We start from the raw sequence: 25,976 nt of genomic DNA, 5'->3' as shown, positions 1-25,976 counted from the left end.
ATAAGAAATGTCACAGGAATACGATTTAGTCATTCTTGGCGGTGGAACAGGCGGCTATGTAGCTGCTATTCGCGCCTCACAGCTTGGCTTGAAAACAGCGATTGTAGAAAAAGGAAATCTAGGCGGCACATGTCTTCATAAGGGCTGTATTCCCAGTAAAGCGCTGCTAAGAAGTGCAGAGGTGTTTGCCACTGCCAAACATAGTGAGGACTTTGGAGTCATCACGAGCGAAGTATCCTTGAATTTTGGTAAAGTACAAGAAAGAAAAAATAAAATAATTGATCAACTACATAAAGGTGTCCAACATTTGATGAAGCAAGGTAAGATTGATGTATACGAAGGGCTTGGCAGGATTCTTGGACCATCTATCTTTTCGCCAATGCCTGGAACTATTTCGGTTGAAATGAACAATGGAAACGAAAATGAAATGCTTATTCCTAAAAATGTAATTGTTGCTACTGGTTCAAGACCAAGAACACTTCCCGGACTCGAAATAGACGGCAATTATGTGATGTCTTCTGACGAAGCTTTACAGCTTGAAGCACTTCCAAGTTCCATTATTATCGTGGGCGGCGGTGTTATTGGCATCGAATGGGCATCCATGCTTTCTGATTTCGGTGTTGAGGTTACTGTGATTGAATATGCTGATCGCATTATTCCGACGGAAGATAAGGAAGTTTCAAAGGAAATGCAACGGCTGATGAAGAAAAAAGGTATTAAACTTGTAACAGGTGCAAAGGTTTTAGCCGAAACGCTTGTAAGAGATAATGGTGTCGCTATTTCTGCGGAGGTTAAAGGTAGCGTGAAGGAATATAAAGCTGACAAACTCCTTGTCTCTGTTGGTCGTCAGGCAAATACGGAAGGAATTGGACTAGAAAATACCGAAATCCAAGTGGAAAAAGGCTTTATTGCCACAAATGAATTTTTCCAAACGAAAGAATCACATATTTATGCTATTGGCGATGTGATTGGCGGATTACAATTGGCCCATGTAGCCTCACATGAGGGGATTGTAGCTGTCGAACATATTGCCGGTAAAGATCCGTCACCATTTGATTATAATTTAGTGTCAAGATGTATTTATAGTAATCCAGAGGTATCCAGCGTTGGGATAACAGAGGATCAGGCAAAAGAAAAAGGGTATAAAGTAAAGGTTGGAAAGTTCTCTTTCAGGGCAATTGGTAAGGCACTTGTTTTTGGTGAATCCGATGGATTTGTGAAAATTGTCGCCGATGATGAGACCAATGATATTCTAGGGGTGCATATGATTGGTCCGCACGTAACAGATATGATTACAGAGGCGGGACTTGCAATGGTTTTAGATGCGACACCATGGGAAGTGGCTCATACGATTCATCCACATCCAACTCTATCAGAAGCGATTGGCGAGGCTGCACTTGCAGTCGACGGGAAAGCAATTCATTCATAAATAAATAATTTTTTAGGCGAACATTCGGGAGGTATGGAATTAATGGTAGAAAAGCGTCATGAAGCTTTAGGTCTAAGCGATGAAAAGGTTTTGGAAATGTATGAAACGATGCTTTTGGCTCGCCGTATTGACGAGCGGATGTGGTTATTAAACCGTGCAGGTAAAATCCCGTTCGTTATTTCATGTCAAGGTCAAGAAGCCGCCCAAGTTGGTGCTGCCTTTGCCCTAGATAAGGATAAGGATTACGTACTGCCATATTATCGTGATATGGGTGTGGTGTTAACGTTTGGTATGACACCAAAGGAATTGATGCTTTCAGGTTTTGCCAAAGCGGAAGATCCGAATTCCGGCGGGCGGCAAATGCCAGGTCACTTTGGTCAGAAGAAAAATCGGATTGTTACTGGTTCATCGCCGGTAACGACACAAGTTCCACATGCTGTAGGTGTTGCCCTGGCAGGAAAAATGGAAAGAAAAGATCTTGTAACCTTTGTCACGTTTGGTGAAGGTTCTTCTAACCAAGGGGATTTCCACGAGGGTGCAAACTTTGCGGGTGTACACAAGCTTCCTGTCATATTTATGTGTGAAAATAATAAATACGCCATTTCCGTCCCGATTGAAAAACAATTAGGCTGCGAGAAAGTATCGGATCGAGCAATTGGCTATGGAATACCAGGATTTACTGTTGATGGGAACGACCCGCTCGAAGTCTATAAAGCGGTAAAAGAAGCTGCTGACCGCGGTCGCCGCGGTGAGGGTGCCACGTTGATTGAAACGGTTTCTTACCGTCTGACACCGCACTCATCTGATGATGATGATCGTTCATATCGGGCACCTGATGAAGTGGCCAAAGCAAAAACACAAGATCCAATTATCACTTTTGGCGCTTATTTAAAAGAAACTAGCGTCATGAATGATGAGCTGGAAAAAGAAATCAATGATCGCGTAATGAAATTAGTAAACGAGGCTACTGATTATGCAGAAAATGCCCCGTATGCAGCACCAGAGGATGCATTGAAATATGTTTATGGGAACATGTAAGGGGGACGGAACATGGCAGTAATTTCTTATATTGACGCAGTAACAATGGCCATTCGAGAAGAAATGGAACGGGATTCAAAGGTGTTTGTTCTTGGTGAAGATGTTGGTGTAAAAGGTGGCGTTTTTAAAGCTACTCAAGGTTTGTATGAGCAATTTGGCGAAGAAAGAGTCATTGATACACCACTTGCCGAATCTGCAATCGCGGGGGTAGGAATCGGTGCCGCGATGTACGGCATGCGTCCGATTGCTGAAATGCAATTTGCTGATTTTATCATGCCGGCAGTAAATCAAATTATTTCAGAAGCGGCAAAAATTCGCTATCGATCAAATAACGACTGGAGCTGTCCGATGGTTATTCGGGCACCATACGGCGGTGGGGTGCATGGGGCACTTTATCATTCCCAATCGGTTGAGGCCGTATTTGCAAACCAACCCGGATTGAAGATTGTGATGCCTTCTACTCCCTATGATGTAAAAGGTCTATTGAAGGCAGCGATTCGTGATAATGATCCTGTGCTATTTTTCGAACACAAACGTGCCTATCGCTTAATTAAAGGCGAAGTACCAACAGAAGATTATACATTACCAATCGGAAAAGCAGATGTAAAACGTGAAGGCGATGACATCACGGTGATCACCTATGGACTATGTGTTCATTTTGCCCTTCAAGCAGCAGAAAAACTTGCTAAGGATGGAATCTCAGCTCATATTCTTGATTTACGTACCGTTTATCCACTTGATAAAGAAGCGATCATTGAGGCCGCGTCTAAGACAGGTAAAGTGCTGCTTGTAACAGAGGATACAAAAGAAGGAAGCATTATGAGTGAAGTATCAGCAATTATCGCCGAGCATTGTTTGTTTGACCTGGATGCTCCAATTAAGCGTCTGGCTGGTCCTGAGGTTCCGGCAATGCCGTATGCACCAACAATGGAAAAATTCTTTATGGTAAACCCTGAAAAGGTCGAAAAAGCAATGCGTGAGCTTGCTGAGTATTAAGGAGGTTTGGAAATAGTGGCAATGGAACAAATTAAAATGCCTCAGTTAGGGGAAAGTGTAACCGAAGGTACGATTAGCAAATGGTTAGTATCTGTCGGCGATAAAGTCAATAAATATGATCCCCTTGCAGAGGTAATGACAGATAAAGTAAATGCGGAAGTCCCATCCTCCTTTACAGGTGTGATCAAAGAGCTAATTGCAGACGAAGGCGATACATTTGCCGTTGGGGAGATTATTTGTACGATTGAGATTGAAGGCGGTATTGCTGAGGAACCGTCAGCATCTGGAAGCGAACAAAAGGAAACGTCCAGCGATGCTGAAGTAGCAGTCCAGGTAGATCAAGGCAACAAAGCCCGTTATTCACCTGCTGTTCTGAAAATTTCACAAGAACATGGCATTGATTTAACTCAGGTGTCAGGCACCGGTGCAGGCGGGCGAATTACAAGAAAAGACCTGTTGAGAATAATCGAGTCAGGAAATATTCCTACTACTTCTCAAAAGGTTGAAGCGCAGAAGGAGCCAGCATCGGCACCGTCTGCTAAACAAGATGTAGGAAAGCCAGTGTCTACCCCAGCCCCAGCGGTAGATGTTCCATTGGCAGCCGGCGATATTGAGATACCTGTAACAGGCATTCGAAAAGCAATCGCTGCAAATATGCTGCGCAGCAAGCATGAAGCACCACATGCCTGGACAATGGTCGAAGTCGATGCAACCAATTTGGTGGAATATCGAAACTCTCTTAAGGATGAATTCAAGAAAAAAGAAGGATTTAATCTAACTTTCTTTGCTTTCTTTGTGAAGGCAGTTGCCCAAGCTTTAAAAGAATTCCCGCAGATTAATTCGATGTGGGCCGGGGATAAGATTATTCAAAAGAAGGATATCAATATCTCAATAGCGGTTGCAACCGATGATGCGCTTTTTGTTCCTGTTATTAAGAATGCAGATGAAAAGACGATAAAGGGGATTGCCCGTGAAATTTCTGAGCTTGCTGTGAAAGTGAGAACTGGAAAGTTGAAGTCTGACGATATGCAGGGCGGAACATTCACGGTAAACAATACAGGCTCGTTTGGCTCTGTTCAATCAATGGGAATCATCAATTACCCACAGGCTGCGATTCTCCAAGTGGAATCCATTGTCAAACGCCCAGTTGTGATGAACAATGGCATGATTGCGGTCCGTGACATGGTGAACCTATGTATGTCACTTGATCACAGAGTCCTGGACGGACTTGTTAGCGGCCGATTCTTACAGCGTGTGAAAGAAATTCTAGAAAATACATCAAAATCTACAACGTCAATTTATTAAGAAATAACCGCTGCATCCGATGCAGCGGTTGTTTGGTTTAATGTATTGCTAGTCTTATGTAAATACCATAAAATAGTACGTAGGAGAATTAATTGAATTTTATTTCAATTAAACAAGTGGAAGGGAGTTGAGAAGATTGGGGAAAATAAAAAGTCAGGCATTTGTTATTAAAACATTGGATGAATGGAAGGAGAAAGCGGAGTCATCTCTAAAAGGAAAAACAGTTAAATCCTTAGAAACTACTACATATGAAAATATAGTTTTGAAACCGCTTTATTCCAAGACAGATGAGCAGCCAATCTCGGAATTTCCAGGTGCTTCGGATTTTAGAAGAGGGATTTACCCGCTTGGATATAGGACAAATGAATGGAAAGCCGCACAGCGCATTTCCTATCAAACGCCTGAAGAGTTGCAAGTGAAACTCCATCAATCGTTTGAAAAAGGACAATCTGCTATTTCATTTGAAGTTAAAGAGGCACTATTTGAAAGAGAAGAAAGCCTTGTCAACATTTTGGGGAATTTCAATGTCCAATACCCATTTGCTATCAACGCCAAAGATTTACAATCGGCTTTTCATAAACAAGTAACTAATTTGGATGGACAAGACCAAATCCGCGGATATATCGGTGCTGATCCGGTTGCACTATTTGCAGAGGATGGTCTTATTTCAGAAGAATTTCTCAAGGATTGGCTTGAAAATATCCAACAATCGAGTATATTATTTCCTAATTTACGTACGATCTTAATCGACACGGTGCCATATCATAATGGCGGGGCGAATGGGGTTCAAGAGCTCGGTATTTCTTTAGCAGAAGGGGTATATTATCTCGAAAAGCTTCAGGAAAAAGGAATGGAACTAGAAGAAATCCTCGGTAAAATGGTCTTTCAATTTGCGATTGGCGGAAACTTTTTCATGGAGATTGCTAAACTGAGGGCAGCACGTGTTCTGTGGAATCGAATCACCCAACTATACAGTGTAAATGAAAAGTCTCGCGGAATGATGATTGCTGCAGAAACATCTTCTTCCACTAAAACTGTACATGACCCACATGTAAATTTACTTCGAGCAGGGAATGAAGCATTTGCGGCTGTCATTGGTGGTGTTCAATATTTACATGTAAGTCCTTTCGATGAACACAGTGGCGCAACACCCTTTTCAGAAAGGATTGCTAGAAATGTCCAACTTCTTTTAAAAGAGGAAGCACATCTGAAAAAAGTGATTGACCCTGCAGGTGGTTCCTGGTATGTGGAAGAATTAACAAACCTATTAGCAGAAAAGGCGTGGTCCTTCTTTCAACAAATCGAAGCCAGTGGCGGCATCCTTGAAGTATTAAAAACGAATTGGCTGCAGCATGAAATTACCTCTGTCTATGAAAGAAGGAATCTTGATATTCAGACAAGGAAGCAAAGTATTGTTGGCACAAATGTTTATGCGAATTTAGATGAAACAGTACCCAGCAGACCACTTTCGAGGGAACAATCTCGTTTTGCAGGTGGAGTAAGAATCGAAGCTGTCACATCTAAGAGATTGGCCGAACCATTTGAGGAATTGCGCAGTAAAGCGAAGTATCTTGAAGGGAAATTTGGATCTGTACCGACTGTCGGCATGATTTGTCTAGGAGAATTAAAACAATATAAGTCAAGACTCGATTTTATGAAGGGATTTTTTGCTTCCGGTGGCATCAACTCTGTAGAAGGCCGCCCTATTTTAACGGTAGAAGATGCTAGACAATTTGTTACACAACAACCCGTTAAATACTTTTGTCTATGTGGTACGAATGACCAATATGAATCCTTGGGTCATGAAATTTTAATGGGCTTGAAGGCAGAATTGCCTGAGCGAACTTTTTACTTAGCGGGGCTCCCTGAAAAAGAAAATCAAGCCAGGTGGATGAACGAGGGTATTAAACAGTTTATTCATTTAAAAAGTAACTGCTATGAAGCCATTTCCACCCTTTTAGCTGACATGGAGGTGAACACCATTGAAAAGACAAAAGCCTGATTTTCAAAATAGTTCATTGTTTGATGAGCAGAAATTTATTACTAAGGAAGAATGGCAGGAAAAAGTTAAACAGGAAATTGTAACGACTATTGATGACTTACTGTTTGAAACAAATGAGCAAATCACATTAAAACCGCTTTATACAAAAGAAGATCGGGATGAGCTAGAGCATCTTGAAAACCTTCCAGGACTCCCTCCATATACACGAGGGCCATATCCAACCATGTATGTAAACCGTCCATGGACGGTAAGGCAGTATGCAGGATTTTCAACTGCTGAAGAAAGTAATGCTTTTTACCGCCGCAATCTGGCCATGGGGCAAAAAGGATTATCGGTCGCCTTTGATTTAGCTACACATCGCGGCTATGACTCAGACCATTCAAGAGTGGTTGGGGATGTGGGGAAAGCGGGAGTTGCAATCGACTCAGTCCTTGATATGAAAACACTATTTGATGGGATCCCACTTGATCAAATGTCCGTTTCGATGACAATGAACGGTGCTGTATTACCAATCTTAGCATTCTTCATCGTGACGGCGGAGGAACAAGGGGTAAGTCAAGAGAAATTATCAGGCACCATCCAAAATGATATTTTAAAAGAATATATGGTGCGGAATACGTATATTTACCCACCGGAGATGTCGATGAAAATTATTGCCGATATCTTTGAATACACTTCCAAATACATGCCAAAGTTTAATAGTATCAGTATTTCCGGCTATCATATGCAGGAGGCCGGTGCACCTGCAGATATTGAATTGGCTTATACTTTAGCTGATGGGTTGGAATATGTAAGAACTGGCCTAAAAGCGGGAATAGAAATTGATTCATTTGCTCCAAGGCTATCGTTTTTCTGGGCAATCGGGATGAATTACTTCATGGAGGTTGCTAAAATGCGTGCGGGACGCTTGATTTGGGCAAAAATGATGAAATCATTCAATCCTAAGAATGAAAAGTCATTGGCATTGCGAACACATTCGCAAACATCCGGCTGGAGCTTGACGGAACAGGACCCATTTAATAATGTCACAAGAACACTCATTGAGGCACATGCAGCAGCAATGGGTCATACACAATCCCTGCACACTAATGCATTAGATGAAGCGATCGCCCTGCCAACCGATTTTTCGGCCCGAATCGCGCGTAACACGCAATTGTTTTTACAAGAAGAAACGGGTATTACCAACGTGATTGACCCATGGGCGGGCTCTTATTATGTAGAAAAGCTAACGGATGAATTAGTCCAAAGAGCATGGACGCATATTGAAGAGATTGAAGGCCTTGGGGGTATGGCGAAGGCAATTGAAACAGGACTGCCGAAAATGAGGATAGAGGAGGCTGCTGCAAGGAGGCAGGCACAAATTGACTCCGGGAAAGAAACAATCATTGGCGTCAATCGTTATCGTCTTGAAAAAGAAGAGGCCATTGATATTTTGGATATTGATAATACCGCTGTCCGATTAAAACAAATTGAAAAATTAAACGAATTAAAGTCCGGCCGCGATGACCAAAAAGTTGGCGAAGCACTTAGCGCATTAACAAAAGCAGCAGAAACAGGGGAAGACAATTTGTTAGGTCTTGCGGTTCAAGCGGCAAGAGTAAGAGCAACGTTAGGAGAAATTTCTGATGCAATAGAGCGTGTTGCCAGCAGACATAAAGCGGTAATCCGTTCGATTAGCGGTGTATATAGTACCGCCTTTAGCAATGAAGAAGAGATAGAAGAAGTGAAAAGAATGACCGATGAATTTCTTGAGAATGAAGGAAGACGACCACGGATCCTCATTGCCAAAATGGGGCAGGACGGTCATGATCGCGGGGCAAAGGTTATTGCCACAGCATTCGCTGATCTTGGGTTCGATGTGGATATCGGCCCGTTATTCCAGACACCCGAAGAAACGGCGAGGCAGGCTGTTGAGAATGATGTCCATGTTATTGGGTTCAGTTCGCTTGCGGCAGGACATAAAACGTTATTACCGCAGCTCGTGAATGAATTGAAAAAATTAGGACGAGAAGATATTTTAGTTGTCATCGGTGGTGTTATACCGGCTCAAGATTATCAATTTTTGTATGAACATGGAGCCTCGGCCATATTTGGTCCGGGAACGATTATCCCAGTGTCTGCACAAAAAGTAATCAAGGAGATTTATAAGCAACTTGGTTATGAGGAAGTGGCACAATAAATGGGCACGGATCATAAACCGGAATGGAGTGACCCAAATAACCCAGGAAGCTGTTCTAGCGTTGTAAGAAAGGGACAGGAGATCGAGGGTCAAACGGCAGCCATTCAAAAAAATATCCGTTTTCAAAAACGCAGTTCCTCTGAGCCCACAGTTGATGAGCTCTATGAAGGAATCATAAAAGGAGATAGGGGAATTCTGGCAAGGGCGATTACCCTAGTGGAGAGCAATGCCGGGCAGCATTTCAAGAAGGCGCAGCAGCTGCTGCAAAAGCTCCACCGCCATAGCGGGAAGTCGATACGGATTGGTATCACCGGTGTGCCCGGTGCCGGCAAAAGCACCTTTATTGAAGCGTTTGGAACTTACCTCTGCGGCTTGGGCCACAATGTAGCCGTGTTAGCCATTGATCCAAGCTCCAGTATTAGCGGCGGTAGTATCCTGGGGGACAAAACAAGGATGGAACACTTGTCTAGAAATCCGAGGGCCTTTATCCGCCCTTCTCCAACAGCGGGAAAACTGGGTGGGGTTCATCGAAAAACGAGGGAAGCGATGTTACTTTGTGAGGCTGCCGGTTTTGATGTGATTCTAATCGAAACGGTTGGTGTTGGACAAAGTGAGGTCATTATTCGCGATATGGTGGATTTTTTCATGCTTCTTGTACTGACGGGAGCCGGTGATGAGCTCCAGGGGATGAAAAAAGGGATTATGGAATTAGCTGATTCCATCCTTGTTCATAAAGCAGATGGTGAGAATAAGCCAAAAGCAGAGCAAACTAGAAAAGAGTATAACCGAATCCTCCATTTTTTGCAGCCTGCAACAAAAGGCTGGGCAACAAAGGCATATACCTGTTCCTCCATAACGCATGAAGGAATCAGTGGGATCTGGGATGTTATTCAATCGTTCGAACAAACGGGGAAAAGATCAGGGGTATTTGAAAATAGAAGGAAGTCCCAGTCGCGAGAATGGCTTTATTCCATGATTACCGACCAGCTCCAATTTTATTTTTACCATCATGAGGGTGTTAAACAGGAACTGCCAAAATTAGAAAATGAGGTTATTGCGGGTGAAACCACAGTGGCGATTGCTGTAGAAACATTATTCCATACTTTTTTAAACGAATGAGCTGCCGGTTTCGGCAGTTTTTTTAGATTGGAAAAAATGCATTTTTACTGTTATGATGTACTTATATAGTTATATACATTACATAACATAAAGGAGTGTTTTTCATGAGCATGGATTTTAATTTTTTCATGAATGATGTGGTAAACCAGGCACGTCAGGAAATTGCATCAGCTGGATATAAAGAACTGAAAACACCTACTGACGTAGAAGAGGCATTGTCGCAAAAAGGAACGACTTTAGTTATGATCAATTCTGTTTGCGGTTGTGCCGGTGGTGTGGCAAGACCCGCAGCAGCACATGCCGTCCATTATGATAAACGTCCTGATCATCTAGTTACCGTTTTTGCTGGACAGGATAAGGAAGCAACGGAAACGGCGCGTAGCTATTTCACAGGCTATCCGCCATCCTCACCTTCTTTCGCCCTATTAAAGGACGGTAAGATTTGCTCCATGGTGGAAAGACATCAAATCGAAGGCTTTGATCCTGCGACAGTCGTTTCCAAACTGCAGAAGGAATTTGATGAATACTGTGAAGAATTTTAATGAAGTAAAGAGCCAATCTCCCAATGGAGATTGGCTCTATTTTTTTGGAAAAAGTTACTTTAAAAAAATTTAAATGAATCTTTAAAAATATATTTGCATAATTATTAGTTTGTGTTAAAATTCATTACAATGAATAATTATTAATCCAACATTCTATTATTCTTGAAAATTGGACTATTTAAGGAATAGGGTAATATTTCAATTTTCAGATAAGTTATAGGGGGAAAACAAATGAAGAAGGCACTTATTTTATTATTAATAATGATGATGACTGTAGGTTTACTTGCTGCTTGTGGTACAAGTGAAAAAGCTAGCAAGAAAAGCGGGGAAAAGAAGGTATTAGTGATGGCAACGTCTGCTGACTATCCGCCATTTGAATATGTGGAAACAGGAAAAAGCGATGAAATTATTGGTTTTGATGTGGATTTGGCTAAAGCAATTTCGAAAAATCTTGGCTACGAAGTAAAGGTAAAGGATATGGATTTTGGCGGTTTAGTTCAATCACTTAAATCAGGACAAGCTGATTTTGTATTAGCAGGTATGACACCTACGGAGAAAAGAAAGAAAAACGTTGACTTCAGTGATATCTATTATACAGCCCAGCACTTAATTGTTTCTAAAAAGGACAGCGGGATTGAATCGGTAGAAGATTTAAAAGGTAAAACAGTTGGTGTACAGCTTGGTTCCATTCAAGAAGGAAAGGCTGAGGAAATTAATAAACAGGTTCCTATTAAAATAGAAAACCGCAACCGTATTCCAGACCTAATCCAAGAAATTAAATCAGGCCGCTTTGATGCTGCTATCATTGAGGATACTGTTGCCAAGGGTTATTTTGAAAAAGAAAAAGAATTTAAAGGTTTTACGATTAGTGATGACCCAGAAGAAGCGGGCTCAGCGATTGCTTTCCCAAAAAATAGTGATTTAACAGCAAAGTTTAACAACGAGTTAAAGAAAATGAAGGAAAACGGTGAACTGCAAAAGTTGGTTGTCAAGTGGTTCGGTGGGGAACAATAGGTCTAGGTGTACTAGAGACGTTCGATTCTGAACGTCTCTCCATTTTTGATAGAGAGGACGGACGATGAATGAACTTAGATTTTACTCAATTCATTCCCTCCATGCCATATATTTTAAAAGGTATCCTGGTTACCCTTCAAATCGTGGTACTAGCAGGGGTATTGGGGTTTGTGCTTGGAATTATTTTATCATTATTTAAAATTAGCTCGATAAGAATTCTTAATTGGTTTGCAGATGTGTATACGTCTATTTTTCGCGGAACACCGCTTGTTTTGCAATTAATGTTGATTTATTATGGTTCACCACAGGTGATTGGCTATCAAATCGAACCATATACAGCAGCAATATTATCGTTCGCACTAAATTCTGGGGCGTATATCTCGGAAATTATTCGCGCTGGTATACTTGCCGTTGATAAGGGACAGCAGGAAGCGGCGATGGCCTTAGGGGTACCATACGGAAAAATGATGTGGGATATTATCCTTCCGCAGGCACTAAAAAACATTCTTCCCGCCTTAATGAATGAATTTATTTCATTAACGAAAGAATCTGCCATTGTCACAACCATTGGGGTTATGGATATTATGCGCCGCTCTTATCAAGTTGGCGCTGAAAATTACTCCTTTTTTGAACCATTACTAATAGCCGGGTTAATCTATTATTTAATGGTTATTACTTTGACCTTCTTAGGAAAAGCGCTTGAGAGGAGAATGAGACGCAGTGATTAAGATTGAGAACTTGTATAAAAGTTATGGCAGTCTTGAAGTATTAAAGGGGATTTCCACTACTATTAAAGCGGGAGAGGTTGTAGCGATCATTGGCCCATCAGGTTCAGGGAAATCGACTTTCCTACGTTGTTTAAACCTGCTGGAGGAACCTACCAATGGAGAAATTTGGATTGACGATAAAGAGGTAACCGATAAAAAAACTAATATCCTTCACGTGAGACAGAATGTTGGTATGGTTTTTCAACACTTTCATTTGTTCCCTCACAAGACGGTCCTGCAGAATCTAACCTATGCACCTATGAAGGTAAAAGGATTGTCGAGGGATCAAGCTGAAAAAGTTGCCGTTGAATTATTAAAACAAGTAGGATTATCGGAAAAAGCTAATGAATATCCAACAAGATTGTCCGGTGGGCAAAAGCAGCGGGTGGCCATTGCCCGGGCATTAGCGATGGAGCCTGAGGTTATGCTTTTCGATGAACCTACCTCTGCACTTGATCCAGAAATGGTTAAAGAGGTTTTGGAAGTAATGAAATCACTTGCCCATACAGGAATGACAATGGCTATTGTCACGCATGAAATGGGCTTTGCGAGAGAAGTGGCTGACAGAGTCTTATTTCTTGATGGCGGGGTGCTTGTTGAAGATGCACCGCCAAGTGAATTCTTTGCTAGTCCTAAAAGCCAACGTGCCCAAGATTTCTTGCAAAAAATGCTTTAATAATGTTCTGCAGAAAGATGGTCTTTATGATCATCTTTTTTTCTTTAACAGAAGCGAATAATACCTGTTAAATGATGCAAACTATGGAAAAAAAGAGGTGGTGGCTCCATTGATAAAACTTCTATCGCCGATCCTAATTTCTTTTTTTATTTCACCGCTTTGGCCGTTAGGGGCAAACCCGATGCCTGGTGATCCGTTTGTCATCATTAACAAAACGAAAAATGAGCTAGCCTTTATTAATGATAATAAAGTTCAAACTGTTGTGAGTGTCGGTACAGGTAAAACGCAAGAATTAACTCCAGAAGGACTCTTTACGATTACCGTAAAAGCCAAAGATCCCTATTTTCGTAAAGGAAATATTCGCGGAGGAGACCCAAAGAACCCGTTAGGAGCTAGGTGGATTGGCTTTGATGCCAGGGGAACTGATGGCAGAACCTATGGGGTTCACGGGACAAATCAGCCTGCCTCGATTGGCAAATATGTCTCACAGGGATGTATTCGCAGCCAAAATGAAGTGATCTCTTCACTCTTTCCATTAATCCCATTAGGGACGAAAATTTTAGTTATTTCATCAAAAAAGTCGTTTGAGAAGTTAGCGCAAGAAAATGGTGCAATTGATTAATAGAGAAGGGACTGCCCCCAGTGGAACAGTCCCTTATTTATGTTTGTTACAGTAATGAGCCAATTCCAATTAGGAGAGTAGAGGCAAGCATGGCGAAAAGCATTAAATAAACGATAATTTTCCTAGTCTTCCTATTTTTCAAAAATGAAACCTCCCTAACATTTAGGCTTTTATTACATTGTACATGGAAAAGCCCAAATGGACAACGGAACTACTTAGCAATTTTGGGAAGGATTTATGAACTTTTTACCGAATACAGTAATTGTCGAGTAAATTTAATAATGGAACAGAGGGGTATACATGATTAAAAAGGTCGACCATATTGGAATTGCTGTAAGGTCTCTAGATGAGACACTTCCATTTTATACCGATGTGTTAAAGCTGACGCTATTAGGGATTGAAGAGGTAGCTAGCCAGAAAGTTAAGGTTGCTTTTTTACAAGCAGGTGAAACGAAGCTAGAACTGCTTGAGCCGGTATCAGCGGAAAGCACAATTGCTGCATTTATCGAAAAACGCGGTGAAGGGATCCACCATGTGGCGCTTGGAGTTACATCGATAGAAGCAAGAATTGCAGAAATGAAAGAAAATGGAATTCGAATGATTGATGAACAGCCAAGACCGGGTGCAGGAGGAGCAGATATTGCTTTCATGCATCCAAAATCAGCATCAGGTGTATTATACGAGCTTTGCGAGAAGAAAGGGATGAAGGGGTAACATGATAGACATCTATGAAAAATTAAATGAATTATATGATAAGAGAAGAGAAGTAGAGCTTGGCGGCGGTGACGACCGGATTGATAAACAGCATGAAAAAGGGAAATTAACAGCACGTGAAAGAATTGAATTGCTAGTGGATAAGGGCACGTTTGTCGAATTAAATCCGTTTATCGAGCACAGGACAAATGATTTCGGACTTGATGAACTGAAAGGACCCGGGGACGGAGTTGTAACAGGGTACGGGAAAGTGAATGGCCGGCCAATCTATTTATTTTCGCAAGACTTTACTGTTTTTGGCGGTGCATTAGGGGAAATGCATGCAAAGAAAATAGCCAATGTTATGGATTTGGCAGCCAAAAATGGGACACCATTTGTCGGCCTAAATGACTCCGGCGGGGCCCGGATTCAAGAAGGGGTTGTTTCCCTTGATGGCTACGGTCATATTTTTTATCGAAATGCTATTTATTCTGGGGTAATTCCGCAAATCTCTGTTATTATGGGTCCGTGTGCCGGCGGTGCCGTGTATTCACCGGCGATTACTGATTTTGTGTTTATGGTTGAAAAAACGAGTCAAATGTTTATTACCGGTCCGAAGGTAATTGAAACAGTTACAGGGGAAAAGATTTCAGCAGAAGATCTTGGCGGGGCAAACGTTCATAATTCCATCAGCGGCAATGCTCATTTTCAAGGTGAATCAGAAGCTGAAGTTTTAGAAAATGTCCGCAGACTGTTAAGCTATTTGCCGCAAAACAATGAAGAAAAGCCGCCTGTACTCAAGATAGAAGCTGAAAATGATTATCGCCCGGATTTAACAGACGTCATCCCATTTGATGCAGTAAGACCTTATGATGTCCGGAAAGTAATTGAACAAGTTGCCGATGCCGACTCGTTTATGGAAATTCAAAAGGATTTTGCGAAAAATATTGTTGTCGGATTTGCCAGAATCAAAGGAGAAACAGTTGGTCTTGTTTGCAATCAGCCGAAAGTGATGGCGGGGGGTCTTGATATCGATTCATCCGACAAAGCAGCTAGATTTATCCGTACCTGCGATTCTTTTAATGTCCCGATTATTACGTTTGAAGATGTAACCGGATTCTTTCCAGGAGTAAAGCAAGAACTCGGGGAATAATTCGCCACGGGGCAAAGATTTTATTTGCTTATTCAGAAGCAACTGTGCCTAAGTTGACTGTTATTTTACGGAAAGCTTATGGTGGTGCATATGTAGCCCTAAATAGTAAGTCGATTGGTGCTGACTTGGTATTTGCTTGGCCCAATGCGGAAATTGCTGTCATGGGTCCGCAAGGGGCTGCGAATATTATTTTTGCAAAGGAAATTAACAATAGTGAAAATCCCGAACAGACAAGACAACAGAAAATTGATGAATACCGGGAAAAGTTTGCGAATCCCTATGTAGCCGCAAGCAGAGGTATGGTCGATGATGTCATTGATCCACGGGAAACAAGAATTAAAATTATTCAAGCATTGGAAATGCTGCGGAATAAAAAGGAATCAAGACCATACAAAAAGCATGGAAATATCCCTCTATAATGTGAAACTCACTGTTTCTTTCATTTGATGATAAGAATAATAAAGAGGTATACTAATATAGAAAAGCGGAAGCGCCTTGCCCAGGGGCGTGAGTCTAGACAAGCCGGCAGGAAGGTTGTTCTTTAACCTTCTTGTCGGATTGGCTTATGACCCCGAGCCCCTAGGCGCTGCAGCTAGACAATAGTGAGTTTAGTACATAATTGGAGGGGTTTAAAAAATGGTGAATCAAGAACGTCTTTTGAATGAATTTTTAGAACTAGTACAAATTGACTCGGAAACGAAATATGAGACTGAAATTGCAAAGGTTTTAAAGCAAAAATTTACCGACTTAGGTCTTGAGGTTTTTGAGGATGATACAACGGCTGTAACGGGCCATGGAGCTGGGAACTTAGTTTGCACCCTGCCTGCGACGAAAGAGGGAGTAGATCCGATTTATTTTTCCTGCCATATGGATACCGTAACACCTGCAAAAGGTGTTAAGCCATCGATTAAGGATGGATATGTTGTGACCGATGGTACAACGATTTTAGGGGCAGATGATAAGACAGGTATATCTGTAATGCTTGAAACCATCCGTCTGTTAAAAGAAAACAATCTACCACATGGTTTAATTCAATTTGTGATCTCTGTCGGAGAAGAGTCTGGTCTGCATGGCGCGAAGGCACTAGATCCATCATTATTAAAGGCGAAATATGGTTATGCCCTTGATAGTGACGGTTTAGTAGGTAATGTGGTCGTTGCCGCTCCAACCCAGGCAAAGGTAACAGCTGTTATTTACGGTAAAACAGCCCATGCGGGTGTTGCACCTGAAAAAGGTGTTTCGGCGATAACCATCGCAGCTAAATCCATTGCAAGGATGCCGCTAGGTAGAATTGACCATGAAACGACTGCAAATATTGGCAGATTTGCAGGTGGGCAAGCTACTAATATCGTCTGTGACCGCGTTGATATTTTAGCGGAAGCACGTTCACTTATTCCGGAAAAAATGGATGCACAGGTCAGCAAAATGAAAGAGGCATTTGAAACAGTTGCAGTAGAGATGGGCGGCAAAGCAGAAGTTAAAGTGGAAATCATGTATCCAGGCTTTAAATTTGGCGAGGGCGACCATGTTGTCGAAATCGCTCGCAAAGCAGCAGCCAAAATTGGCCGCAGTTGTGAATTGCAGCATAGTGGTGGCGGAAGTGATGCCAATGTATTTAACGGTTTCAACATCCCAACTGTAAACCTTGCAGTCGGCTATGAAGAAATCCACACAACAAACGAACGCATGCCGCTTGAAGAATTATACAAACTTGCAGAAATGACGATTGCGATTATTGATGAAGTAAATAATCAATAATTGTAGCAGCTTTATGAGGGAGAGCCATTGGTTCTCCTTTTTGTTATAATTAAGGAGCAATAAAGGTTTTAAGGATGTGTTTGACGTGAAGGAAATGTATCCAAAGAACGGACGAGTCATTTTACATGTTGATATGAACAGCTTTTACGCTTCAGTTGAAATGGCTTATGACCCGACACTGAAAGGCAAACCATTGGCCATTGCCGGAAACGTTGAGGAGCGTAGAGGAATTATTGTCACCTGTAGCTATGAAGCAAGGAAGTTTGGCGTCAAAACAACGATGCCACTTTGGGAAGCGAAAAAGCTTTGTCCACAGTTAATTGTGAGGAGTCCCAATTTTGATCGATACAGAGCGGCATCGATGGGCATGTTTGAAATTCTTAGAAAATATACTGCACTCGTTGAACCTGTTTCCATCGATGAGGGGTATCTGGATATCACAGAAAGCTTTGAATTTGGCAGTCCGATTGAAATCGCCGAAAGTATTCAAAAACGAGTCTTTGAGCAGCTTGATTTACCTTGCAGTATCGGTATTGCCCCCAATAAATTTTTAGCTAAAATGGCGTCTGATATGAAGAAACCAATGGGGATAACCATCCTTCGTAAGCGTGATATTCCCAAGGTACTATGGCCCTTGAATACGAATGAAATGCATGGGGTTGGAAAAAAGACCGCGGAAAAACTGACAACGATAGCTATCTACACCATCGGTGATTTAGCAAAAGGAAATGAAATCCAACTGAAATCTCTCCTCGGCATTAATGGGCTTCGAATAAAAGACCGTGCAAATGGAATTGATCACCGCCCAGTTGACCCAGATTCAATAGAGGAATTTAAAAGTATTGGGAATTCAACCACACTACCTCGAGATATTAGCAACCAACAAGAGCTTTTTCATGTGCTGGAAGCATTAGCGGAAACAGTTTCGATAAGGCTAAAGCGGAAAAATGTCCTAGCATCTGCATTAGCCATCACAATCCGGTATAAAGATCGGAAGACGATTACCAGAAGCAAAAAACTTCCGAATCCTATTCATCAAAAAGAAGAGGTTGCTGCGTTTGCCAAACAGCTTTTTCTAAAATCCTGGAATGGTGACCAGGTCCGGTTATTGGGGATTACTGGTAATGATTTAGTCGACCAAGATCATGCATACAGACAGTTAGATTTGTTTTCTTATGAGAAGGATGCAAAGAAAGAACCGCTGCTTAAAACACTTTCAAGTCTTCGCGATAAATATGGGAAAAATATTATTGCAAATGCAGGATCCCGTAATGTTGATCCTAATCATAAAATTGGAACTGGTACAAGCTTTAATAAAGACTTTCTTCGCTCTTTTTCTGAAAAAAATAAAGAAGATGATTAAAAAGCTCCACTTTGCTATAAGAACAAAGTGGAGCTTTATCGTATATGAGCTATCAAAGGCTTAGCGCTTTTCTTACTTACATATATCTACATCTAAACCCGTTACTGGCCACCAGAATCTGCCGTCTTGTTCTAACAGTTCATCCGCTTCCTTAGGCCCCATTGACCCGGACTCATAATTAGGAAAGTTGGCTTTTGTCTTTTCCCATGCTTCTGAAATTTTATCAACAAAAGCCCAAGAATAGGCAACTTCATCCCAATGAGTGAAATTGGTGGCATCGCCGCGCATACAATCATATAGAAGTTTTTCATAACCTTCGGGCGTATTCATCGCATGAACCCCTGTATTAGCGAAGCTCAATTTCACTTCCTGCGCATCCAAATGCCCGCCTGCTTTTTTGGCATTCAGGTGCAGGGTTATCCCTTCCTCCGGTTGAATATGAATCACGAGTAAATTTGGATTTAGCAATTTATCAGTTTGATAATATAAATTCATCGGAATGTCCTTAAATTGAATCACAATTTTTGTTGACTTTGTGGTCATTCGTTTACCAGTACGGATGTAAAAAGGTACACCCGCCCAACGGAAATTATCAATCATGATTTTGCCGGCAACAAAGGTTTCGGTATTGGATTCTTGATCCACCATGACCTCATCACGATATTTTGGAACTTTCTTATCTTCTATTACGCCTTCGCCATATTGGCCGCGGACGAAATAGTCATTCACTTCATCCCCTTCGACTGTTCTTAACGCCCGGAATACTCTCACTTTTTCAGACCGGATTTCATCAGTTGTCAGATTAATTGGAGGTTCCATTGCAAGTAGCGCTACCATTTGCAGCATATGGTTTTGCAACATATCCCGTAAGGCTCCGCTTGTTTCGTAATAACGGCCGCGTTCTTCGACCCCAAGTGTTTCACTTGATGTGATTTGAATATTGGAAATATATCGGTTATTCCATAGTGGTTCAAAGATGGCATTGGCAAAACGAATCACTTCGATGTTTCGAACCATCTCTTTCCCCAAATAATGGTCAATTCGGTAGACCTCTTTTTCTAAAAAAGCACTTCTAATTTGCTTGTTTAATTCCTTGGCAGATGCTAAGTCGTGTCCAAAGGGTTTTTCAATTACAAGCCGTTTATAGCCTTTGACCTCTGTAAGCCCATCCGATTTTAGATGCACAGCAATGGGGCCGAAAAATTCCGGTGCCATGGCTAGATAAAAAATGCGGTTCCCTTCAAGCTGATAATTTTCGTCTATCTCGTCAGCAAACTTCCTTAACTGTATGTATGAGCTTGAATCTGCTACATCATGTGACTGATAGTAAAAATGGGAGATAAATTGATCAAGATTATCCTTATTCCCTAAAGCAGATACCACGGATTCCTTTACAGACTTCTGGAACTCATCGTTGGATAAAGTTCTTCGCGCCACACCAATCACCGCAAATTTATTTAGTTTGTTTTTTGAAAATAAGCGATAAAGGGAAGGAAATAACTTTCGTTTTGCTAAATCACCCGTTGCACCAAAAATCATAATTAACGAAGTCATGTTTTGTTCCACGTTTTGAACCCCTCTTCTAAAAGCCTGATTGCTCAGTAAATAGTTTTATCAAGTATTAAATTTATCTCTTTTGTCTAGGATTCGCAAATAGTTTGTTTTGCATGTAACAATTATTTTACACAAGAGCATCTGAACGATTATTGTGATATATTATCACTAGTAAATAACATGTGCGGATATGAAAGGAGTTATTTATTGTGGATATTTTTTTCTTAGGAACGGGAGCGGGAATGCCTGCCAAGCTTCGCAATGTAACATCGATCGCCTTTAAATTGCTGGAAGAGCGCGGAACTGTTTGGCTATTCGATGCCGGAGAAGCAACCCAGCATCAAATTTTACATACATCCATCAAACCACGAAGGATTGAAAAAATTTTTATTACTCACCTTCATGGTGACCATATATATGGTTTACCTGGTCTGTTGTCAAGCCGTTCTTTTCAAGGCGGGGAATCAGAGGTAACCGTGTACGGGCCAAAAGGGATAAGAGAATATATTCAAGTAAGTCTTTCTTTAAGTCAGACGTATTTAAAATATCAGTTGACGGTTATTGAAATCGAAGAGGGTATTATTTTTGAAGATGAACAATTTACTGTAGAGGCACGTCTGCTTGAACATGGTATCCCTTCATACGGTTATCGAATTTTTGAAAAGGATCGCCCGGGAACATTACTTGCTGATAAGCTTATGGTGGCAGGAGTACAGCCGGGGCCGATTTTCCGCAAAATAAAAAATGGTGAGACTGTCACCCTTGAAGACGGCCGGGTAATTGAACCAGATGAGTTTTTAGGACCCGTGCAAAAGGGGCGCATTGTCACGATTCTTGGGGATACAAGGTATTGCGAAAATGCTCTGTTACTAGCAAAAAATGCTGATTTATTGATTCACGAGGCAACCTTCTCCAAAGGAGAGGAAAAGCTGGCATTTGATTATTTTCATTCGACCACCCATCAGGCTGCCGACATTGCCTTACGGGCAGGTTGTAAGCAGCTGTGTTTAACCCATATAAGTTCGCGCTACGATCGAAATGATTGGCGTGAATTGGTGAAGGAGGCAAAGGAAGTATTTGAGAATACGGAGATTGCCGAGGATTTTAAAGAAATGACTATTCCCCTTAAATAATAGAAGCACTTACCATGAGGCAGTGCTTCTATTTTGGAAATATTATATCCAACCACGTTCATATTGTATGGGTGCTTCGATGTTTACACCGAGTTCTTTTGCAGCTGTTCTTGGCCAGTACGGGTCGCGTAGTAATTCACGGGCTAAAAAGACCAAGTCTGCTCTGTCATTTTGTACTATTTCCTCTGCATGGTGTGGTGAAGTGATTAAACCTACTGCACCTGTAGCGATTTTAGCTCCATTCTTCAGCGTTTCCGAATATTTTACCTGATACCCTGGATAGACATGAATACGGGCTGGAACAACCGACCCAGAGCTGACATCAATTAAATCGACGCCTTGCTCTTTCATCCATTCGGCAAATACAATGTAATCTTCCGCGGTTAACCCCTCTTCATGATAATCATGAGCGGAAACTCTTACAAATAACGGACCGTTCCAAACAGTTTTAACCGCATCAATGACCTCACGAATGATCCGGTAACGATTTTCAGTACTTCCGCCGTAATCATCGCTTCTTTTATTGGAGAGTGGTGAGAGAAATTCATTCAGCAAATATCCATGTGCACCGTGAAGCTCGATTACATCAAAGCCAGCTTTGGCAGCGCGTTCTGCTCCTTTTCTAAAGGCATCGACAGTTTCAGCGATATCTGCTAAAGTCATCTCGTTAGGTGATTTCGATTCTTCATTAAAGGCAATAGCAGATGGGGCGATAATATCGCCTTCTAAATTCGCTTTCCTGCCAGCATGGGCGAGTTGTATCCCTGTCTTGGCACCATGCTCCTTCATCAGATTCACGATCTCTTTCAATCCTTCTACATGTTCATCACTCCAGATGCCTAAATCCATAGGTGATATCCGGCCTTGTGGTGTTACGGCCGTTGCCTCAACAATAATCAGGCCGACTTGCCCAACTGCTCTGGTTGTGTAATGAATACGATGCCAGTTTTGGATGTGGCCGTCTTCGTTGTGGCTGGAATACATGCACATGGGTGACATTACGATTCTGTTTTTAAAAGTAACTCCCTTAATGGTATAGGGAGAAAATAATTTTGCCGCCATTTGAGAATCCCTCCTTTACATATCTAAACCCCTTTAGTATAACAAATGACGGGGAAATAATGTGATGTCCTGCTTTACTCTTTGTCTCGCAGTTCACTTAAACGGTAAGTGGTGCCCCGCCAGACAATGCCACCCCGTTTAAACGTAAGAAAACTTGCCCTGATAATTGAGTAAATAAAGAGAAGCGCTGTAATTGGTACTACAAGAAAAAGGGCAGGGGAGAAAACTGTCATTCGCTTGATGACCAAGACATATAGAATCCCGCTGGTAATAATATTTCCTAGGCTTAAGAGGACGATCAAGGTATTTCCAGAAAATATGGTCAGAAATGGAAGGACATTTGTGATAAAGACGCCGAAAATAGAAAAGAAAACCATACTGATACGATAATTTAACCCAGCAAATGTATTTTTTTCAAGCCCGACAAAGGCCTCCTTTAAACTTCCATACCATTCTACTTCTATTAGGTGAAGTGCCGTGACAATTCGTTGGCGGAAGCCAGCCCTTTTCATTTGCATTCCTAGCTGCAAATCGTCATCGGGCCTCATTTTTATTTTTTTATGGGTACCAAATGATTCATACGCCGCTTTCGAAACAAGATTGAACGCTCCAATTCCTGTTCCAATCTTCGATTTTGGATTGTTTGCCATCCATGGACGTTTAAAATAGGAAAAACCAAAGAGAAAAAAAGCAACAAATGACTTTAGCCAAAAACGGTTAGCGTTTAAATTTGGGGCTGCCGTTAAAAGATCTAACTGGTGTTTTTCAAAGTAATGCAGCGCCTTTCCGAATGCCTCCTTTTCAAATCTTACATCAGCATCGGTAAACAATAACCATTTTCCTGAAGCATTTAGCGTTCCTTTATACAAGGCATGATTCTTGCCAAGCCATCCTTCAGGTAATTCATTGATATGAAGTACATGTATGCGTGAATCTATTTCTTGCAGCTCGTTCATTATATTTCCAGTATTATCGGTGGAACGGTCATTAACCATGATCCATTCGACATGTTGATAGGTTTGCTTTAATTGGCTAAGCACACTTGCCTTGATTTGCTTTTCTTCATTTCGTGCCGCAATGATTACCGAAAGAACGGGACCCGGTGCGAGCTCCGCTTCTTTTTCAAGTGCGTCTAAATTTCGAAAACCAAGCAGTGCATCAATAAGAAAAACTAGCCACACAAAAATGCCTATTGTGAATAAAACGATTAAGATGTTTTCCATTTCCTCAAGCCCTTTTTATATTGTTATAGCCCGCTATTTCCGAGCTTTACAATTAGTTTATGGCATCCGGGAATAAACATCCAATATTAAGAGGATTTTCCGACTTTGAGTTGTGAACAAAGGGCATTTCCCATCTTTTTCGATTGGGCTGTGGCTGCTTGAATACAAGAAATGAATGCTTGCTGCACTCCATGTTCCTCCAGAACCTTGACTCCTGCCTCTGTTGTTCCACCAGGGCTTGTCACTTCCCGTCTTAATTGTTCAGGTGATTTTGAGGAGTGCTTCACCATTTCTGCAGCGCCAATTAAAGTTTGGACAATGAGTTCTTGTGCCATTTCTTTTTCAAGGCCAATTTCAGCGGCACTATTTTCCATTGCTTCGATAAGATAATAAATATAGGCAGGTCCGCTTCCAGACAGTCCCGTTACCGCATCAAGTTGTTCTTCTTCAACAAATTTTGCTAATCCCACGGTTGCAAAGAGTTGTTTCGTGGTTTCGAGCTGCTTTTCGGAGACACGGCTATTTATGGCGATGGCGGTAGCCGATTTTCCAACCGCTGCCGAGGTGTTAGGCATGGCCCTGGCAATTGATAGTGAATTTTCCGCTAGTGATTCAATTGTAGTCATTGAAACCCCCGCTAAAACGGAAACCACCAGCATTTGCTTGGTTAAGTGATGACGAATAGTCGTGATTGCTGTGTCCGCATCTTTTGGTTTCATTGCCAACATAACCACATCGGCATTGTCAAAAAGTGTGTCTAAATCATATGTACTGCAAATGCCATATCGCTCATTAAGACTTTCCAACCTTTTTACATTTGAATTATTCGTCACCCAGATACTATTCCGATCAATTAGTCCTTTTTCGAGAATACCTGAAATGAGCGCTTCGGCCATTGAACCGGCCCCAACAATGGCAATCTTTTTCATGACATTTCCCCCTTTTCTCATACAAAAAGACCCTTCATCCATAAAGGACGAAAGGTCTAGCTTCCGCGGTACCACCTTCATTTACCCTAATTGAATGGTTACAAACAGGGTTCACTTGATTCCCGATAACGTGGGAGGACGTTAGGTTTTCCTAAGTGCTCATAAGGTAGGTTCAATGATTAAGAGGGCGGTGAAGTCTTTCAGCCGTAGAACTTCACTCTCTTTCGCCGTTTCACATTTACTGGCCTTATTCATCGCTTTTTAACGAATCAAATTTTACTAGTGATTATCCTTGAAAAACAGCCTGTCTGTCAAGAGATAAATAGTATGAATTTTTTATTTTTTCTAAAAAGTTATGTAAGAATAATGACATTTGGTGGAAAAGTCGCTACACTGTATTTACTTAGATTTTTAACAGGTAAGGAGTTTTTATATGCTAGAATGGAAAAACGGAATTGCTAAGATTACTTTACCAACGCCTTTTGCAGTTGGTGATGTAAATGCCTATTTGATTAAAGGGGAGCGCTTAACTCTTGTAGATGCAGGAGTGAAAACGGATGAATGCTGGAATTCACTTGTAGGGCAGATGGCTGAATTACATTTAACTCCAAATGACATTGAACAAGTAGTGCTTACCCACCATCACCCTGACCACACCGGGATGCTTGACTTTTTTCCTGATTCAGTAGACGTGTATGGCCATCCGCTGAATGAACGCTGGATTCATCCTACTGAAGAATTTTTCCAAATACAAGAAGAATTTTTCAAAGTGAACTTTCAAGAGTTCGGACTGTCAGCTGAGTATATCCCATTACTTTCTAAGCTCAGAAAAACAGTGAAGTATTCGTGTCATCGTTCCTTAACCGGACATCTCGTTGAGGGGATGCAACCTCCGGGGTTGGGCGGCTGGCAGGTTATTGAAACACCGGGACATGCTCAAAGTCATATTGCCCTTTTTCGGGAAAAGGATGGGATCTTAATTGGCGGCGATCTCATTCTTGCTCATATTTCACCGAATCCACTGATAGAGCCGCCTGCCCCTGGTGAAAAAGAAAGGCCCAAATCGCAGTTACAGCTGAATGACTCGATGAGGAAACTTTTATTTTATCCGATTCAATGTGTCTATACAGGTCACGGTGAGGAGGTTTATCAGTTAGAGGAACTGATTAAAAAAAGACTTTCGCGGCAGCATGAGCGTGCGATGATGGTTAATAATTGGCTGAAGGAAGAGCAGCTTACAGTATTTGAAATTTGTAAACGGCTTTTTCCGACGGTTTATCAGCGTGAGCCGATGTTGACCATTTCGGAAACAGTTGCCCAGCTTGACTATTTAGCCTCTATCGGGGAAATTAGTAGTAGTAATAGTCAGCCCGTTCTCTTTCAAGCTAAATTGTAATCGTGCGGGCTTAGGCTCTGATG

General features: G+C 41.6%; 22 protein-coding genes and 1 pseudogene. 18 read left to right on the top strand and 5 right to left on the bottom strand.

Translation table 11 applies throughout. The features are described from left to right. Positions 1-7 precede the first annotated feature (7 nt). From lpdA to RCG19_RS01920, 12 genes are all read left to right on the top strand, one after another. Complete coding sequence (lpdA, locus tag RCG19_RS01975; protein WP_308109483.1) at positions 8-1,429, top strand: dihydrolipoyl dehydrogenase; 1,422 nt, start codon at positions 8-10, stop codon at positions 1,427-1,429. Positions 1,430-1,462: 33 nt separating this feature from the next. Then, on the top strand, positions 1,463-2,467 hold the full coding sequence (locus RCG19_RS01970) for a thiamine pyrophosphate-dependent dehydrogenase E1 component subunit alpha (protein ID WP_308109482.1): 1,005 nt from the start codon (positions 1,463-1,465) through the stop codon (positions 2,465-2,467). Between the two features lie 12 nt (positions 2,468-2,479). Next, entirely contained in the window at positions 2,480-3,463 is a 984-nt protein-coding gene (locus RCG19_RS01965) for an alpha-ketoacid dehydrogenase subunit beta (RefSeq protein WP_308109481.1), read from the top strand. A gap of 15 nt (positions 3,464-3,478) precedes the next feature. Then, positions 3,479-4,768 (top strand): dihydrolipoamide acetyltransferase family protein, encoded by a 1,290-nt coding sequence (locus tag RCG19_RS01960; protein WP_308109480.1) that lies wholly within the window; start codon positions 3,479-3,481, stop codon positions 4,766-4,768. 136 nt (positions 4,769-4,904) lie between these two features. After that, positions 4,905-6,770, top strand: a complete 1,866-nt coding sequence (locus RCG19_RS01955; RefSeq protein WP_308109479.1) for a methylmalonyl-CoA mutase family protein — start codon at positions 4,905-4,907, stop codon at positions 6,768-6,770. Between the two features lie 37 nt (positions 6,771-6,807). Beyond that, complete coding sequence (gene scpA, locus RCG19_RS01950; protein ID WP_374049602.1) at positions 6,808-8,949, top strand: methylmalonyl-CoA mutase; 2,142 nt, start codon at positions 6,808-6,810, stop codon at positions 8,947-8,949. Further along, on the top strand, positions 8,950-10,068 hold the full coding sequence (gene meaB / locus RCG19_RS01945) for a methylmalonyl Co-A mutase-associated GTPase MeaB (protein ID WP_166238230.1): 1,119 nt from the start codon (positions 8,950-8,952) through the stop codon (positions 10,066-10,068). It abuts the gene before it with no gap. A gap of 104 nt (positions 10,069-10,172) precedes the next feature. Continuing rightward, a complete protein-coding gene (locus tag RCG19_RS01940) occupies positions 10,173-10,610 on the top strand; it encodes a BrxA/BrxB family bacilliredoxin (RefSeq protein WP_166238228.1) in 438 nt (145 codons plus the stop codon). Positions 10,611-10,841: 231 nt separating this feature from the next. Continuing rightward, positions 10,842-11,624, top strand: coding sequence for a transporter substrate-binding domain-containing protein (locus RCG19_RS01935; protein ID WP_166238226.1), 783 nt, complete (start codon positions 10,842-10,844; stop codon positions 11,622-11,624). A 68-nt stretch (positions 11,625-11,692) separates the two neighbouring features. Beyond that, entirely contained in the window at positions 11,693-12,352 is a 660-nt protein-coding gene (locus RCG19_RS01930) for an amino acid ABC transporter permease (protein ID WP_166238224.1), read from the top strand. Next, the gene (locus RCG19_RS01925; protein ID WP_308109477.1) at positions 12,345-13,067 is read left to right on the top strand and encodes an amino acid ABC transporter ATP-binding protein; all 723 of its coding nucleotides are present in this window, start codon (positions 12,345-12,347) and stop codon (positions 13,065-13,067) included. The genes RCG19_RS01930 and RCG19_RS01925 overlap by 8 nt, the downstream gene beginning before the upstream one ends. Before the next feature lie 181 nt (positions 13,068-13,248). Further along, complete coding sequence (locus tag RCG19_RS01920; RefSeq protein WP_308110908.1) at positions 13,249-13,689, top strand: L,D-transpeptidase; 441 nt, start codon at positions 13,249-13,251, stop codon at positions 13,687-13,689. Positions 13,690-13,735: 46 nt separating this feature from the next. Here the strand turns inward: RCG19_RS01920 and prli42 are convergent, their stop codons facing one another. Next, positions 13,736-13,831, bottom strand: coding sequence for a stressosome-associated protein Prli42 (gene prli42 / locus RCG19_RS01915; RefSeq protein ID WP_166238218.1), 96 nt, complete (start codon positions 13,829-13,831; stop codon positions 13,736-13,738). 158 nt (positions 13,832-13,989) lie between these two features. Here prli42 and mce point away from each other — a divergent pair, with 158 nt between their 5' ends. The 4 genes and pseudogenes from mce to RCG19_RS01895 all read left to right on the top strand — a co-directional run bounded on the left by mce (position 13,990) and on the right by RCG19_RS01895 (position 18,656). Next, on the top strand, positions 13,990-14,403 hold the full coding sequence (mce, locus tag RCG19_RS01910) for a methylmalonyl-CoA epimerase (RefSeq protein ID WP_308109476.1): 414 nt from the start codon (positions 13,990-13,992) through the stop codon (positions 14,401-14,403). Between the two features lies 1 nt (position 14,404). Continuing rightward, positions 14,405-15,954: pseudogene (locus RCG19_RS01905) on the top strand (acyl-CoA carboxylase subunit beta). A gap of 217 nt (positions 15,955-16,171) precedes the next feature. Next, entirely contained in the window at positions 16,172-17,293 is a 1,122-nt protein-coding gene (locus RCG19_RS01900) for a tripeptidase T (RefSeq protein WP_308109475.1), read from the top strand. A gap of 85 nt (positions 17,294-17,378) precedes the next feature. Further along, positions 17,379-18,656, top strand: a complete 1,278-nt coding sequence (locus RCG19_RS01895) for a DNA polymerase IV (RefSeq protein WP_308109474.1) — start codon at positions 17,379-17,381, stop codon at positions 18,654-18,656. Positions 18,657-18,728: 72 nt separating this feature from the next. Here the strand turns inward: RCG19_RS01895 and zwf are convergent, their stop codons facing one another. Beyond that, on the bottom strand, positions 18,729-20,195 hold the full coding sequence (gene zwf, locus RCG19_RS01890; protein ID WP_374049601.1) for a glucose-6-phosphate dehydrogenase: 1,467 nt from the start codon (positions 20,193-20,195) through the stop codon (positions 18,729-18,731). A gap of 224 nt (positions 20,196-20,419) precedes the next feature. Here zwf and rnz point away from each other — a divergent pair, with 224 nt between their 5' ends. Next, positions 20,420-21,343 (top strand): ribonuclease Z, encoded by a 924-nt coding sequence (gene rnz / locus RCG19_RS01885; RefSeq protein WP_308109472.1) that lies wholly within the window; start codon positions 20,420-20,422, stop codon positions 21,341-21,343. A gap of 42 nt (positions 21,344-21,385) precedes the next feature. Here rnz and namA read toward each other — a convergent pair whose 3' ends face one another. The 3 genes from namA to proC all read right to left on the bottom strand — a co-directional run bounded on the left by namA (position 21,386) and on the right by proC (position 24,557). Beyond that, positions 21,386-22,405: an NADPH dehydrogenase NamA gene (gene namA, locus RCG19_RS01880; protein WP_308109471.1), complete on the bottom strand. Its 1,020-nt coding sequence runs from the start codon at positions 22,403-22,405 to the stop codon at positions 21,386-21,388. Between the two features lie 74 nt (positions 22,406-22,479). Next, the gene (locus tag RCG19_RS01875; RefSeq protein ID WP_308109470.1) at positions 22,480-23,628 is read right to left on the bottom strand and encodes a glycosyltransferase family 2 protein; all 1,149 of its coding nucleotides are present in this window, start codon (positions 23,626-23,628) and stop codon (positions 22,480-22,482) included. Between the two features lie 86 nt (positions 23,629-23,714). After that, positions 23,715-24,557, bottom strand: coding sequence for a pyrroline-5-carboxylate reductase (gene proC, locus RCG19_RS01870; protein WP_308109469.1), 843 nt, complete (start codon positions 24,555-24,557; stop codon positions 23,715-23,717). Positions 24,558-24,990: 433 nt separating this feature from the next. Here proC and RCG19_RS01865 point away from each other — a divergent pair, with 433 nt between their 5' ends. Next, entirely contained in the window at positions 24,991-25,953 is a 963-nt protein-coding gene (locus RCG19_RS01865) for an MBL fold metallo-hydrolase (protein WP_308109468.1), read from the top strand. The last annotated feature ends 23 nt before the right edge of the window (positions 25,954-25,976 follow it).

The sequence above is a fragment of the Neobacillus sp. OS1-2 genome, from assembly GCF_030915505.1.
In the GTDB taxonomy this organism is placed as follows: domain Bacteria; phylum Bacillota; class Bacilli; order Bacillales; family Cytobacillaceae; genus Neobacillus.
Note: the sequence above shows the minus strand (reverse complement) of the source record. Positions and strands in the feature narration are given on the sequence as shown.